At 66.9% G+C, this 15,162-nt stretch carries 13 protein-coding genes (1 of these 13 only partly in view); 9 read left to right on the top strand and 4 right to left on the bottom strand.

The genetic code is table 11. From position 1 onward, the window contains the following. Positions 1 to 344, bottom strand: the beginning of a protein-coding gene (locus F8S13_16300; GenBank protein KAB8142100.1) for a hypothetical protein. It extends 352 nt beyond the left edge of the window; the window shows 344 of its 696 coding nt (coding positions 1-344); its start codon is at positions 342 to 344; its stop codon lies beyond the left edge, outside the window. Between the two features lie 241 nt (positions 345 to 585). On the opposite strand from F8S13_16300, the gene cmk reads away from it, so the two are divergent. The 9 genes from cmk (at position 586) to F8S13_16345 (ending at position 11,735) form a co-directional block, all read left to right on the top strand. Further along, positions 586 to 1,266 (top strand): (d)CMP kinase, encoded by a 681-nt coding sequence (gene cmk, locus F8S13_16305; protein ID KAB8142101.1) that lies wholly within the window; start codon positions 586 to 588, stop codon positions 1,264 to 1,266. A gap of 31 nt (positions 1,267 to 1,297) precedes the next feature. Continuing rightward, positions 1,298 to 3,100 (top strand): PH domain-containing protein, encoded by a 1,803-nt coding sequence (locus F8S13_16310; protein KAB8142102.1) that lies wholly within the window; start codon positions 1,298 to 1,300, stop codon positions 3,098 to 3,100. Continuing rightward, the gene (locus F8S13_16315) at positions 3,097 to 4,962 is read left to right on the top strand and encodes a hypothetical protein (protein ID KAB8142103.1); all 1,866 of its coding nucleotides are present in this window, start codon (positions 3,097 to 3,099) and stop codon (positions 4,960 to 4,962) included. Before F8S13_16310 ends, F8S13_16315 begins: the two co-directional genes overlap by 4 nt. 4 nt (positions 4,963 to 4,966) lie before the next feature. Then, positions 4,967 to 6,337, top strand: coding sequence for a tRNA lysidine(34) synthetase TilS (tilS, locus tag F8S13_16320; GenBank protein ID KAB8142104.1), 1,371 nt, complete (start codon positions 4,967 to 4,969; stop codon positions 6,335 to 6,337). A gap of 149 nt (positions 6,338 to 6,486) precedes the next feature. Beyond that, on the top strand, positions 6,487 to 7,029 hold the full coding sequence (hpt, locus tag F8S13_16325; protein KAB8142105.1) for a hypoxanthine phosphoribosyltransferase: 543 nt from the start codon (positions 6,487 to 6,489) through the stop codon (positions 7,027 to 7,029). Between the two features lie 205 nt (positions 7,030 to 7,234). Beyond that, positions 7,235 to 9,154 carry an ATP-dependent zinc metalloprotease FtsH gene (locus F8S13_16330; protein ID KAB8142106.1) on the top strand — a complete coding sequence of 640 codons (1,920 nt, stop codon included), beginning with the start codon at positions 7,235 to 7,237 and terminating at the stop codon, positions 9,152 to 9,154. Between the two features lie 150 nt (positions 9,155 to 9,304). Then, a complete protein-coding gene (locus F8S13_16335; GenBank protein KAB8142107.1) occupies positions 9,305 to 10,063 on the top strand; it encodes a YebC/PmpR family DNA-binding transcriptional regulator in 759 nt (252 codons plus the stop codon). A gap of 75 nt (positions 10,064 to 10,138) precedes the next feature. Next, positions 10,139 to 10,633, top strand: a complete 495-nt coding sequence (gene ruvC, locus F8S13_16340; GenBank protein ID KAB8142108.1) for a crossover junction endodeoxyribonuclease RuvC — start codon at positions 10,139 to 10,141, stop codon at positions 10,631 to 10,633. Between the two features lie 28 nt (positions 10,634 to 10,661). Further along, positions 10,662 to 11,735 carry an isocitrate dehydrogenase gene (locus F8S13_16345; GenBank protein KAB8142109.1) on the top strand — a complete coding sequence of 358 codons (1,074 nt, stop codon included), beginning with the start codon at positions 10,662 to 10,664 and terminating at the stop codon, positions 11,733 to 11,735. A gap of 76 nt (positions 11,736 to 11,811) precedes the next feature. On the opposite strand, the gene F8S13_16350 is transcribed toward F8S13_16345, so the two are convergent. From F8S13_16350 to galK, 3 genes are all read right to left on the bottom strand, one after another. Beyond that, positions 11,812 to 13,119 carry a cell wall metabolism sensor histidine kinase WalK gene (locus F8S13_16350; protein ID KAB8142110.1) on the bottom strand — a complete coding sequence of 436 codons (1,308 nt, stop codon included), beginning with the start codon at positions 13,117 to 13,119 and terminating at the stop codon, positions 11,812 to 11,814. 51 nt (positions 13,120 to 13,170) lie between these two features. Next, positions 13,171 to 13,869: a response regulator transcription factor gene (locus F8S13_16355; protein ID KAB8142111.1), complete on the bottom strand. Its 699-nt coding sequence runs from the start codon at positions 13,867 to 13,869 to the stop codon at positions 13,171 to 13,173. Between the two features lie 66 nt (positions 13,870 to 13,935). Next, entirely contained in the window at positions 13,936 to 15,105 is a 1,170-nt protein-coding gene (galK, locus tag F8S13_16360; GenBank protein ID KAB8142112.1) for a galactokinase, read from the bottom strand. Positions 15,106 to 15,162 lie beyond the last annotated feature (57 nt).

Below are 15,162 nucleotides of genomic sequence, written 5' to 3' on the forward strand. Positions count from 1 at the left end.
CGGTAGCGCGCCAGACGACCACGGTAGCGCGCCAGACGACCACGGTAGCGCGCCAGACGACCACGGTAGCGCGCCAGACGACCACGGTAGCGCGCCAGACGACCACGGTAGCGCGCCAGACGACCACAGTAGCGCGCCAGACGACCACAGTAGCGCGCCAGACGACCACAGTAGCACCATTTTATCGCATCCCCACGCCATTTCGCCCCTTCGTATCCTCGCGTCTTCGTGGTGAATCGGTTTCCCTGCGTTCTCTTTTGTCTCTTGGTGTCTTGGAGCCTTGGTGGTAAACGAATCGGCGCTCTGTCGAGAACGCAGAAGCCCTGCGCGTCCCAGTCGCGCATATTGCCCGTATCCAGAGGCACATGCTACAATAGCCACAAAATGGCGTACCGAGCGCCTTACGCGCCAGCCGATGCCAAATACCCCACGCACGCCCAACGCCTGGACGATGGACCGATAACTGCATAATTGCACCCAGGCACCGGCGCGCCGTAGGATCGGCTGCGGTACAAGACGAAAACCAGCGGCGCGCGGCCAATGGCGGCCCCACGCCGACACAGAGCGAGTGAGTGAATCGAAACGATGGAAACCCCACACATTATCACGATCGATGGGCCAGCAGGCGCGGGCAAAAGCACCCTGGGCGAGATGCTCGCGCGAAAGCTTGGCTACCTCTACTTTGATACGGGCGTGATGTACCGCGCCCTGACCCTGGCCGCCATCGCGCGCGGGGTCGCCTGCGACGACGTGGCCGGCCTGACCCACCTGGCCGAGACCATCGACATCCAGGTCACCCCGCCCCACATCGAGGACGGCCGCCAGTACACCGTGCGGATCGACGGCCAGGATGTCACCTGGCAGCTGCGCCAGCCCGAGGTCGAGAAGAACGTCTCGGCCTGCTCGCGCGACACCAGCGTGCGCAGCGTGATGCGCAGCCGCCAGCGCGCCATCGGCGAGGCGGGCCGCGTGGTGATGGTCGGGCGCGACATCGGCAGCGTGGTGATGCCCGACGCCCCGCTGAAGATCTACCTTGAGGCATCAATCGACGAGCGGGCCAAGCGGCGCACCGCCGAGCTGCAGGCCCAGGGCCGCCAGGCCGAGGTCGGCCACATCCGCCAGGATGTCGAGCGGCGCGACGCGCTCGACCGCCACGTGATGCAGCCCGCCCCCGACGCCCTGGTGCTGCACAGCGACACGCTCAGCCCCGAGGATGAAGTTGCGGTGATCATGCGCCACATCGCGGCGCAGGCTTCCAGCCGCTGATGAGGCCCTAGCGCCCCAAAGGACGCAATGCATGCTCACATCCCTGCTGATCATTGTTCCGGCCATCCTGCTGGTGCTCACCCTGCTCTCGCGCATCGGCGAGGAGCACGGCGACATCGCCTACGAGCCAGACGAGCACGTCATCTACGCGGCCTACCGCCACTGGACGGTGATCTTCTTCCGCTGCCTGCTGATCGCCATGGTGGCGGCGCTGTTCTTCGCCGCCGCCGCCTACCGCGCGGTGGGCGGCAGCATGGTGGTGGATGCGATCGCGCCGCGCGGCAACGACCTGTTCAACTACATGCTGATCGTGGTGTTCCTGATCATCCTGGGGGTGGGCGGCCAGCAGGCCTATAGCGCCAGGAAAAAAAAGCACAAGCTGCCCATGTGGGAGCGCATGCTGTTCTACATCCTGTTCGCGGCGCTGCTGTTCACCATCGCCTTCCGCTACGACGGCGGGCGGATCTTCAACATCGACCGCGCCAGCGCCGCCGGGCTGGATGTGCTGAACGGCCTGCTGATCGGCATGGGCCTGCTGCTATGCGCCTTTGGGGTCTACACCTACTTCGACCTGCGCGACGACTCGCTGGTGCTGACCAACCTGCGCGTGCTGCGCCGCGAGGTGCAGGAGATCCCCATCCTGGGCGATGTGTTCGCGCTGATCTTCCGCCGCCCGATCGTCATCCGCGAGTATGTGCAGCAGGTGGTGCTGGAGGATATCCAGCAGGTAAACGTGAAGCAGGAGAGCTACTTCGAGTTCTACCTCTGGAAGTTTTTCGAGTTCCTTGAGCGGTTCGGCGTGAAGGGCTACCAGCGCTACGGCACGATCGTGGTGCAGTCGCTCAGCTTCGTGGCCATCCGCTTCGACGACGCATCTGGCCCGGTCGAGATGCAGAAAAAGATCCTGAACCGCGTGCAGGATGTGAACCGCAACGAGACGCCTGACATGCTGCTGCGCCGCACGCTGGAGGAGCAGGTGTGGGGCCAGAAGACCCCGGCGCACCGCAAGATCCGGCGGCACAACATCCAGCAGACGGCGGGCCTGTTCTCGTGGCTGTTCCCGCCCAACCCCGAGTACCAGAATGACGCCAAGCAGACCATCATCTGGCGGCCCTCGTGGGTGTTTATCTTCTGGCGCATGCTGCGGGCCATCCTCACTCTGGTGGGCGTGCTGGTGGCGGCGGCGGTGGTGAGCGCCTACAGCCTGATCGACGGCGCGCTGCTGATGGCGCTGGCCATCCCGCTCATCGCCGGGTCGTGCTTCTGGATGTGGTGGATCTACGACACCTACCAGCACGACCGCTACATCCTCACCGACGAGCGGATCATCGACGAGGACAAGTCGCCCTTCGGCCCCACCAACCGCCGCGAGGCCGAGCTGCGCTCCATCCAGAACGTGCTGTTCGAGGAGGGCTTCGTGGAGGGCCTGCTGAACTACGGCGACGTGATCATCCGCACCGGCGGCGCAGGCGGCGGCGACTTCACGTTCTACCACATCCCCAGCCCGCGCGAGGTGCAGGCCCAGATCAACACCTACGTGGTGGATTTCCGCCGCCGCGAGCAGGAGAAGAACCGCCGCCAGACCATCCAGGCGCTCACCCAGTACCATATCCTGCAGGACAAGCACGACGAGCTGTTCCGAACCGAGCGCGTCGACCAGATGATAGGCACAACCATGCGCAATGTGACCAGCACGATCTCCACCCAGCCCGACGAGGCCGCCACGCGCGAGGTGCTGAGCGCGGCCCGCGCCGAAGCCAAGGCCAGCGCCCGCCGCGAGCTGTACGCCTTTGTCCGCCGCTTCCTCCGCCGCCAGTCGCGAGGCCGCGCATGATCAGCACCCGCACTATGGTCGGCGTGCTGGCCGCGCTGCTGCTGCCGCTGCTGCTGGCAGCCGCCCCGGCCCAGGCCCAGCAGCCCGGCATCCGGCTCGACGCCACGCTGGGCTACGAGGGCATGTACCGCCCCAGCACCTGGACGCCGATCAGCATCACCGCCAGCAACAGCGGCACCAACGCCCAGGGCACGATCGAGTGGAAGGCGGCCAACAGCAGCGCGGTCTTCTCGCAGCAGATCGACCTGCCCAATGGCTCGCAGAAGCATCTGGCGCTCAATGTGCAGCTGCCCAGCTCGACCCGCAGCGGCACGCTCTCATTTATTAGCGGCGGTACGACGCTGGCCCAGATCACCCTGCGCGCCGACGAGCTCGACAGCGACCAGCTGCTGGTGGCAGTGGCCAGCAGCGACTCGGGCCTGCTGAACAGCCTCAGCGGCATGACGGGCAGCAGATTCGCCAGCGCTCGGGTGGCCCACATCGCCCTGGCCGACATCCCCGAGCACGCCGCAGCGCTGGCCTCGGTGAGCGCACTGTTCGTGCACGATCTCGACACCAGCGCCATCACCGAGGCCCAGCGCCGCGCGCTGGGGGCGTGGGCCAGCGTGGGCGGGCAGCTGGTGGTCAGCGGCGGTAGCGGCGACACCACAGTGGCGGCGGGCCTGGGCGACCTGATGCTGGTCGACCTGCCCGGCGGCTACCAGCAGGCCACGCTCAAGCCGCTGGCATCCGGCGCGGCCCAGCAGGCTGGGCTGCCCGACGCCGCCACCATCAGCAACGCCACGCCGCGCCAGGGCAGCAGCCCGCGCTACAGCTCGCTGGTCTACACGCGCTCCACAGGCGGCGGCCAGCTGATCTTCACTGCGTTCGACCTGGCCGCGCTGCGCGGCTGGGCGGGCGAGGCGGGTTTCTGGGGCGGGCTGCTGGAAAACCACCGCATCCAGCCGATCATGCAGTCCATCCAGCAGTACAACGGCACATCGAGCTGGTTCTCGCTCGACAGCATCACCATGCTGCCGGTCTGGGGGCTGTTCTGCATCTTCGCGCTCTACATCCTGGCGCTGGGGCCGGTCAACTACCTCATCCTGCGGCGGCTGCGCAGGCTCGAGCTGGCCTGGGTCACCATCCCCGCGCTGGCGGTGCTGTTTGTGGCGGGCATCTACGTGGGCGGGCGGGCCATGCGCGGCGGCACCACCCAGATCTTCCAGGTGAATATCTTCCAGGGCGGCGCAACCATGGCGGATGGCATCGAGACGAGCTACACCGGCATCTTCTCACCCAACCGCGACAGCTACACGATCGGGTTCGACCCGCAGACGCTGCTGGTGCAGAGCGCCGGTGACGATGGCTTCTATGGCAGCACCAGGATCAGTGGCCAGTACCTCACCGATGATACCGGCATGAAGCTATGGAACGAGGTGGTGGACATTGGCGAGATGCGGACGGTGGTCAGCGAGCGCACCGCCGCCAACCCCGCGCAGGCAAGCGGCAAACTGCGCATGACCGACACATCGCTGAGTGGCAGCATCACCTACAGCGGGATCGAGCTAGAGGATGCGATGGTGGTGCACAGCACCGGCAATGCCCAGCAGCTCGGCAGGCTCAGGCCCAACGAGACCAAGACCATCCAGATCAGCAGCACCTCGCCATCAATCCAGTCGATCAGTATGTCGGAGACGAGCCATGTGCGCCGCGATCAGATCCTCCAGGCGCTGCCCTACCAGATGATGAACCAACCCACATCGGCCTTCCTGATCGGCTGGCAGACCACCGCCACGATAGCGCCCACGATCAACGGCAGCCCCAGCCAGCCGCAGGGCGTCACGCTGTACATCATTCAGCTCGACACGGCGGGCCAGTAGCCCCGTGCGCGACGCGATCGCCCGCCTGTTCGCCGCCCACGCCATGGCCCCGCGCGGCGCGCTGCTGGTGGCCGCCGTGTCGGGCGGGCCGGACTCGCTGGCCATGCTGCACGCGCTGCACGCGCTGCGCGAGCAGCTGGGCATCCGCATCCACGTGGGCCATGTGGACCACATGCTGCGCGGCGCGGCCTCCGCCGCCGACGCGGCCTTCGTGGCCGAGACCGCGCGGGCCTGGGGCCTGCCCTGCACAGTGCAGGCGGTCGACGTGGCGGCCTACGCCCAGGCCCAGCGGCTCAACCTGCACGATGCCGCCCGCCGCGCCCGCTACGAGCTGCTGGCCCAGCTGGGTGGCCAGCTGGGCGCGCACGCCGTGGCCACCGCCCACACCGCCAGCGACCAGGCCGAGACCGTGCTGATGCACCTGCTGCGCGGCGCTGGCCCCGACGGGCTGGGCGGCATCCGCCCAGTGGGCACCATGGCCGGGGCGCGGCTGGTGCGCCCGCTGCTGGGTGTGGCGCGCGCCCAGGTCGAGCAGTACTGCGCCGCCCACCAGCTGCGCCCCCGCGCCGACGCCACCAACGCCGACACCGCCTACACCCGCAACCGGCTGCGCCACGAGCTGCTGCCTCACCTCGCCAGCTACAACCCCCAGATCGAGAGCCTGCTAGGCCGCACCGCCGCGATCTGCGCCGACGAGAGCGACTTCATCCAGCAGGCCCTCGACGCCCAGTGGGGCGCGCTGGCTAGGCAGTCCCCGCTGGGCACCACGCTGGATGGCCCGCGCTGGGCCGCGCTGCACCCCGCGCTGCAGCGCGCCGCGCTGCGCCGCGCCTACGCCGCCCTGGCCACCGGCGAGGCTCTGCCCTGGGAGCAGGTGGAGCAGGCCAGGGCGCTGGCCGCAGGGCCGGTGGGGCGGCGCATGCCGCTGGCGGGCGGGGTGTGGCTGCAGATCGGCTACGGGGGCGAGATCAGCATCGGTGCCGCCCAGCACAGCGGCCCCCAGCTGGGCCACGCCCCGATCGAGCTGGGCGCTATAGGCGACTACCCGCTGGCCAATGGCTGGCGCATCTGGCTCAGCGCCCAGCCGCTGCCGCCGGGGCCGTGGGCCGTCGCCCTGCGCCGCGCCGACCTCCAGCCGCCGCTGCTGGCCCGCCCGCGCCAGCCCGGCGATCGCATCCGCCCCGCCGGGGGGCGCGGCAGCCGCTCGCTGCAAGACCTGTTCGTGGATGCCAAACTGCCCCGCGCCCTGCGCGACCGCTGGCCGATCATCGCCGATGCCCAGCGCGTGCTCTGGGTGCCCGGCCTGCGTGCCGCCGAGGCCGCCAGCGGCCAGGCCGCCGACCTGTGGATCCAGATCTGCCCCCCAGCCGTATAGAAGGCAGATAGTCGCCAGACTGCCCGCCGAGGCGGCGCAGCGCCCATGCCAAAATCGCGTATCATGGCAGCTCTATACGCTACCGGTGCAATCATTCGGCAGATCGTTGCCAGCAGACGCGCCGCACACAGGAAACAGCAGGAGCAGACATGAAGAACGATATGGCATCCATCCTCATCAACGAGGAGCAGCTGCAGGGCCGCATCCGCGAGCTGGCCAAGCAGATCACCGAGGACTACCGCGAGCTGAACGACCTGTTGCTGGTGGGCGTGCTCAAAGGCAGCGTCATGTTCCTGGTCGATCTGGCCCGCAATATCGAGGTGCCGCTGGCCATGGACTTTATGGCCATCTCAAGCTACGGTGCCAGCACCCAGTCCAGCGGGATCGTGCGCATGCTCAAAGATCTGGACACCGACATCAACGGGCGGCACGTGCTGATCGTCGAGGATATCATCGACAGCGGCCTGACCCTGGCCTACCTGGTCGACCAGCTGCAGCGCCGCAACCCGGCCAGCCTGAAGATCTGCGCGCTGCTGAACAAGCCCGAGCGCCGCGTGTCGGATGTGGCGGTCGACTACCTTGGCTTCGACATACCCAACGAGTTCGCCGTCGGCTATGGGCTCGACTACGCCGAGCACTACCGCAACCTACCGTTCATCGGCGTGCTGAAGGAGGAGGTCTACAAGCGCTAGTAGCCCCTAACAGGGCATCGGTGATGGGCGGGCCGCAGAAAACCGACAAATGGTACAAAAACTGTGATCTTGTTACCTTGTCGCGCCTAGAGCGGTTTGCTATAATACCGTCAATTCGCAACTTCACGCTGGCCCTTATCCCTCTTCTGAAGGAAATAGCCTTTTACATCGAGGATCAGTAGGGTCCGGGAGGAACATACCAACTATGGGTGATAACCGCTGGTTGAAAAATAGCTTCGTCTACCTGATCATCTTGGTAGCTGCGCTCGCGCTGTTTTTCAGCTATTTCAGCAATGGGCAGACGCCCCAGCGCTCCATGGACATCCTTGAGGTGCTCAGCAAAGCAAAAGCTGGCCAGCTCAAGCAGATCGACACCACATCCGGATCGACCGATCTGATCGTCACCGATAGCAGCAGCGAGCGCTACAACTCGCGCATCGAGAGCGGCGACACCATCACATCGCTGCTGCTGCAGTCGGGCGTGCAGCCAGTCACCAGCGGCGAGGCCGCTGGCGCGGGCCAGCTGAAGGTGGTGGTGAACGCGCAGCCCGCATGGGGCAGCCTGCTCAACATCGCGACCATCCTGCTGCCAGTGCTGCTGATGATCGGCTTCTTCGTGTTCTTCATGCGCCAGGCGCAGGGTTCCAACAACCAGGCGCTCTCGTTCGGCAAGAGCCGGGCGCGCATGTTCTCGGGCGACAAGCCCACCGTCACCTTCGCCGATGTTGCGGGCCAGGAAGAGGCCAAGCAGGATCTGACCGAGGTGGTCGAGTTCCTCAAGTACCCCGACAAGTTTGCGGCGCTGGGCGCGCGCATCCCGCGCGGCGTGCTGATGGTTGGCCCTCCCGGAACCGGCAAGACGCTGCTCTCGCGCGCGGTGGCCGGTGAGGCCGGGGTGCCCTTCTTCTCGATCTCCGGCTCGGAGTTCGTCGAGATGTTCGTGGGCGTCGGCGCGAGCCGCGTGCGCGACCTGTTCGACCAGGCCAAGCGCAACGCGCCCTGCATCATCTTCATCGATGAGATCGACGCCGTGGGTCGCCAGCGCGGCGCTGGCCTGGGCGGCTCGCACGACGAGCGCGAGCAGACGCTCAACCAGATCCTGGTCGAGATGGATGGCTTCGACACCAACACCAACGTGATCGTGATCGCCGCCACCAACCGCCCCGACGTGCTCGACCCGGCGCTCATCCGCCCTGGCCGCTTCGACCGCCAGGTGGTGCTGGATGCGCCCGACGTCAAGGGCCGCATCGAGGTGCTCAAGGTGCACACCAAGGGCAAGCCCATGGCCGAGGACGTGAACCTTGAGGCGCTGGCCAAGCTGACCCCGGGCTTCTCGGGCGCCGACCTGGCCAACGTGATCAACGAGGGCGCGATCCTGGCGGCCCGCCGCTCGAAGAAGCGGATCGGCATGTCCGAGCTACAGGATGCGGTCGAGCGCGTGGCGCTGGGCGGCCCCGAGCGACGCAGCCGCGTGATGACCGAGCGCGAGAAGATGCTGGTGGCCTACCACGAGGCCGGTCACGCTGTCGTCTCGGCTGGCATGCCGCGCTCGTTCCCGGTGCAGAAGGTCACGATCGTCCCACGCGGGCGGGCGGGCGGCTACACGCTCTACCTCCCCGAGGAAGAGAGCCTGCGCTACACCACCATCGGCCAGTTCGAGGCCCAGCTGGTCTCGGCGCTGGGCGGGCGCGTGGCCGAAGAGATCGTCTTCGGGCGCGATGACGTGACCACCGGCGCATCCGGCGACATCCAGCAGATCACCCGCATCGCCCGTGGCATGGTCACACGCTACGGCATGAGCGAGAAGCTCGGCCCGATCGCCTTCGGCGAGAAGGAGGAGCTGATCTTCCTGGGCCGTGAGATCAGCGAGCAGCGCAACTATGGCGACGAGGTGGCCCGCGAGATCGACCGCGAGGTGCGCAGGATCGTCGAGCTGGCGCACCAGCGCGCCCACGAGATCCTCAACCGCAACCGCGCGGTGCTGAACGACATGGCCAGCGCCCTGATCGAGACCGAGACGGTCGAGGGCGATCGCCTGCGCGAGCTGTTCTCGCGCGTGCAGGTGCAGGATCTCAGCGGTCAGACACCATCGATCGGCACCGAGACCACCACACTGCCCGCCTAGCAACCGGCAGCAACAGACCGCCTAGCAGAAGCGCGCGCAAGGAACCTTGCGCGCGCTTCTGCATGCGATCGTAAGGCAGCCCAATGCACGGAACCAGCACGCGGTATGCTATAATGGCGGGAGATTAACAAGGTTTTAGGAGGCGTAGTTATGTCCGGCCACTCAAAATGGCATACAATCCGCCGCACCAAAGGTGTTCTCGACCAGAAGCGCGGCCAACTCTTCACCAAACTCGGGCGCGACATCACCATGGCGGCGCGCGAGGGCGGCGGCGACCCCGATATGAACTTCCGGCTGCGCCTAGCGGTCGATAAGGCCCGCGCGGCCAACATGCCGATGGACAACATCCAGCGCGCTATCGACAAGGCCACCGGCAAGGGCAGCGAGTCGGCGCTGGAGGAGATCACCTACGAGGGCTACGCGAACGGCGGCATCGCCATCCTTGTCGAGACAGCCACCGACAACCGCAACCGCACAGCATCCGAGGTGCGCGCCACCTTCACCAAGGCGGGCGGCAACCCCGGCGAGCCTGGCTCGGTCTCGTGGATGTTCGAGCAGAAGGGCCTGATCACGCTCGACTTCGCCGGCAAGAAGTTCGACGCCGACGACGTAATGCTGCAGGCCATCGACGCGGGCGCGGATGATGTCGAGGTCTCCGACGACATCGTCGAGATCTACACCGACTTCAAGCAGCTGGCCGCCGTGCGCCAGGCCCTGATCAGCGCGGGCCTGCCGGTGAGCGAGGCCGAGAAGACCATGCGCGCCAAGACCACCATCCAGCCCGATCTGAAGGATGCCCTGCAGGCCCTGAAGCTGATCGAGCGGATGGAGGATCTCGATGACGTGCAGAAGGTCTACAGCAACCTCGACATCACCGACGAGGTCGCCGAGCAGATGGAGAACAGCTAGGCCTGCACCAGCAGGGCGAAAGGGAGCTGGCGCATGTCCGGCTGCCTTTCGCCCTTTCTTTATTTCACCACCACTATGAGAACTCTTGGCATTGACCCAGGGACCGCGATCATGGGCTGGGGCGTGGTCGACGAGACCAGCGGCAAGCTGGCGCTGGTCGACTTTGGCGCGCTCACTACACCCGCTGGGATGCCCCAGCACGAGCGGCTGGTGCAGCTCTACAGCGGGCTGCAGCAACTGATCGCCACCTACGCCCCGCAGGCATCCGCCGTCGAGGAGCTATTCTTCGGCAAGAATGTCAACACCGCCCTAACGGTGGGGCAGGCGCGCGGCGTGGCCCTGCTGGCGCTCACCCAGGCGGGCATCCCGATCAGCGAGTACAAGCCCATGATCATCAAGCAGGCGCTCACCGGCTACGGCAGCGCCGACAAAAAGCAGATGCAGGAGATGGTGCGGCTGACCCTGGGGCTGGAGAAGATCCCCCGCCCCGACGACGCCGCCGACGCGCTAGCCGTGGCGATCTGCCACGCCTACAGCGCCCCGCTGCAGCGCCGCATCGCCCAGGGCTGACACCAGCCCCCAGAGGAGGAGGAGAGATATGCCCGATACGATTGTTGTGCTCGAAGGCGACCAGACTGGCCAAGAGCTGCTCGAAGAGTCGCTGCGCGTGCTGGCCCCCGAGGTGATCGACCTCACGCTCAATCTCCAGCGCTTCGACCTGAGCCTTGAGAACCGCCGCGCCACCAAAAACGCCGTGGTGTTCGACGCCGCCGACGCCATGAAGCAGGCCGGGCTGGGCCTGAAGGCGGCCACCATCACCCCCGAGATCAAGGGCGACGTGGGCAGCCCCAACGCCATCCTGCGCGAGCGGGTGGATGGCTCGGTGATCGTGCGCACCGGGCGGCGCATCCCCGGCGTGCGCCCGCTGGGCGGCGTCTACGCGCCGATCTCGGTCATCCGCATGGCGGTGGGCGACGCCTACGGCGCGAAGGAGTGGCGCGAGGGCGAGGGGCTGGATGAGGTGGCCTTCCGCACCGAGCGGATCGAGCGCAAGATCTGCCGCGCCGTGTCCGAGTACGCCTTCCTGCACGCCGAGCGGATGGGCGGCAAGGTGTTCGGCGGGCCGAAGTACACCGTCAGCCCGGTGTACGAGGGCATGCTGAAGGAAGAGATGGACGCAGCATCCAAGCGCCACCCGGCGGTGCGCTACGAGCCGCAGCTGATCGACGCCACCTACGCGCTGCTGCTGACCCAGAGCGGCGACGCGCTGGTCATCCCCTCGCTCAACCGCGACGGCGACTGCCTGAGCGACCTGGTGCTGCAGATGTTTGGCTCGATCGCCGGGTCGGAGTCGCTGCTGATCAGCTTCGACGACCAGTTCAAGCCCGCCGTGGTGATGGCCGAGGCCCCGCACGGCACCGCGCCCTCGCTGTTTGGCAAGAATATCGCCAACCCCATGGCCATGATCCTGGCCTGCGCCTCGCTGCTGGGCAGCACGGGCGCGGCCAAGGGCACCCTGGCCGGGCGCGCTATCTCCGAGTCGGTGTTCGAGGCGGTGTACGATGGCGTGCGCACCGCCGACCTGGGCGGCCACGCCACCACCACCGAGTTCACCGACGAGGTCATCCGCCGCGTGCGCACCAAGCTGGCGGTCTGGCCGTCGATCGCCTAGCCCCAAGTCATAGGCAAAACAAAAAGGCTTTACAGCTTGGTAATCCCCAAACTGTAAAGCCTTTTCTTGCGCGTCGCTACGCTAGCTCATCCTCAAAGAATCCATCGCTGGCGATCGGCAGCACCAAGTAGAAGGTCGAGCCTTCGCCCTCGGCGCTGGTGGCCCAGATCCTGCCGCCGTGGCCCTCCACCAGATGCTTGGCGATCGCCAGGCCCAGGCCGGTGCCACCCGCGTTGCGGGTGCGCGCCCGATCGACCTTGTAGAAGCGCTCGAAGATACGCGGCAGATCGCGCTGGGGGATGCCGATGCCGGTGTCGGCCACGCTCACCAGCAGCCAGTCGCCGGGGGCCAGCGGCTGGGGCAGGTGCACCTCGGGGCGGCCCTGCTTGGCCAGCGGCACCTGGCTGCGGCGGCGATCCTCGGGCACCAGCATGCGCTCAAGGCGGCGCTCGATATAGCCCGTGTGCAGCGACTCGCTGCCCAGCGTGATCACCATAGCGCGCACGGTGACGGTGTCGCCCGAGGCGGTGAACTTCACCGCGTTGTGCAGCAGATTCAGCAGCACCTGGCCGATACGCTGGGTGTCGATCATGGCGGGCGGCAGGCGGTCGGGCACAAAGGCGCTCACCCGCACCAGCTTGCGCTCGGCCTGCGGGCGGATGCGGTCGAGCGCGCGCGCCACCACCGGCGCAAGCGAGGCCATCTCCATCTGCAGCTTTACGCGGCCCGACTCGATCTGCGACAGCTCGTGCAGCTCATCGACCAGCTGGGTGACGGCGTCCACCTCCTGCGCGGTCTGCACCAGCATGCGCTGGGCCACCTGGGGCGGCGGCGATGACTGGAGGGTCTCGACCAGCAGCTTGATCGAGGCCAGCGGCGTGCGCAGCTCGTGCGAGACATTGGCCACCATGTCGCGGCGGGCGCGCTCCAGCAGGCTCATCTGGGTCACATCGCGCACCAGCAGGGCCGCGCCGCCATCGTAGGTGTCCTTCAGGGCATTGGCGCGCACCTGCAGCGTGCGCCCGCCGCCGTGCTGGTGCACCACCATCTCGCGCGACTCGTGGTCGCGCATCACCTCGCCCACCAGCGCATCCACCTGGTAGTCGCGCAGCAGCGTGATCAGGCCAGAGCCGATAGCCGACTCGGCGCTGAGGCCGAGCAGATCTTCGGCCTGAGGGTTGAGGTAGCGCACCTGGCGCTCGGCGTCGAGCACGATCAGGCCGGAGTCGAGGGTGGACGCGACCGAGTGGACCAGCGGGGGGATGGCGAGGCGGTCGATCGGCGGCGATGTGCGGCGCGCCCGCAGCTGCCGCCGCAGCCACAGCGCCCAGCCGAACGCCCCGCCGCAGGCGAGCCCCAGGATCACGACCAGAAGTGTCTGCATACGACGGTATGAAGTGGGGTTGCCAAGGCCCCCCACCCAAGGACGAGGCGGCTAGCGCCCCGCCGCGACGGGCACCTCGAAGCGATAGCCGACGCCGCGCACGGTCTGGATGTAGACCGGGCGGCCAGGATCTGGCTCGACCTTCTCGCGCAGCCAGCGGATGTGCACATCCACCGTGCGGCTGTCGCCCAGGAAGTCGTAGCCCCACACGCGCTCAAGCAGGATGTCGCGCGAGAGCGCCATACCGCGGTTGCGCACCAGACATGTGAGCAGGTCGAACTCTTTTTGCGAAAGGTTGATCTCGCCGCTCTCGCGCCAGACGCGCCGCGAGCCGGTGTCGATCTTGATCGCGCCCGCATCAAGCACCTCGCGGTCGCCCACCGGGCTGCGCTCGGTGCGCCGCAGGATGGCGCGCACCCGCGCCAGCAGCTCGCCTAGACTGAAGGGCTTGCCCACGTAGTCGTCGGCCCCCAGCTCCAGCCCGGCGATGCGGTCGACCTCATCCTGGCGCGCGGTCAGCATCAGGATGGGGATGCTGCTCTCCTTGCGGAGGATGCGGCAGACCGAGAAGCCATCCAGGCGCGGCAGCATGATGTCGAGGATGACCATGTCGGGCTGATCGCGGCGGGCGTACTCTAGCCCCACCACGCCATCCATGGCCAGCAGCACCGTGTAGCCCTCGCGCTCAAGATTGTAGCGCAGGGTCTCGGAAAGGGTCGGATCGTCTTCTACAAGGAGGATAGTTGACATACATTCCAAACAGAGAAGGAAAAAGCAGGGCTAGGGCGCAGATCAACTACGCCCTAGCCAGCAACTTTACTCTTCTGGTATCGCCCGACCAACGCCATCGCTGGCGGCGCAGATATAGATGTTCGCCTGCTTGCCAGTGCGCTCAAGGTAAGATGCCTTGAGCTGCTCCTGGAAGGCCTCGACGGCGCTGTTTTCCACCAGGCTCACGGTGCAGCCGCCGAAGCCGCCGCCCGTCATGCGCGAGCCGTAGCAGCCGGGGAGGGCCTGCCCGATCTCCACCAGCACATCGATCTCGGGCGCGCTAATCTCGTAGTCGTCGCGCATGCTGGTGTGCGAGGCGTTCATCAGCTGGCCGAAGCGTGTGTAGTCGCCCTGCTCCAGGGCATCAACGCTGGCCAGCACGCGCTCGTTCTCGCTGCACACGTGGCGGGCGCGCCGCAGCACCACGGCATCCAGCAGGTGGCCGTGGGCCTCTAGGTCGGCCAGGGTCACGTCGCGCAGGGCGGTGATGTGGGGCAGCACGCCCTTGAGCACATGCACGGCCTGCTCGCACTGGGCGCGGCGCACGTTGTACTCGGATGTGCCCAGCTCGTGGCGCACGCCGCTGTCGCAGATCACCACCTTGGCGTCGTGGGGCAGCGGCACGGCGCGGGCGGTCAGGTTGCGGCAGTCGATCATCAGCGCGTGATCTGCGCGGCCCAGCGCCGAGATGAACTGATCCATGATGCCGCACTTCACGCCCACGAAGGTGTTTTCCGCACCCTGGGCCAGCAGGGCCAGCTCCTCGCCGAGGATGTTCAGCCGGTTCAGCACCTGGAAGGTGTAACCCACCGAGACCTCCAGCGCAGCCGAGGACGAGAGGCCAGCGCCGCGCGGCACGTCGCTGAGGAACACCATATTTGCGCCGGTGAGCGTGTGGCCAGCGGCCAGCAGGCCCTTCACCACGCCGCGCACATAGTTGCTCCAGCCATACTGCTGGCTGCGCTCGATCGGCGCGTCTAGGTCGAAGATATCGGTCTCGTTCACATCCAGGGCCGTCACATGGATGTATCGGTCATCGCGGGGCCGAGCGGCGACGTAGGTCGCGCGGTCGATCGCAACGGGGAAGACAAAGCCGTCGTTATAGTCGGTATGTTCGCCGATGAGGTTGACGCGCCCCGGTGCGCGGATCATCAGGCGGGGATGCACCCCATAGTGCTGGGCAAATGCATCACGGATCTCGGTGATATCGAGCATCACATTGCTCCTTGGTGGCCAATCAGACGCTGGCCATTATAGCATACGCCTTATGGT

It is taken from the genome of Chloroflexia bacterium SDU3-3 (genome assembly GCA_009268125.1).
Lineage (GTDB): Bacteria > Chloroflexota > Chloroflexia > Chloroflexales > Roseiflexaceae > SDU3-3.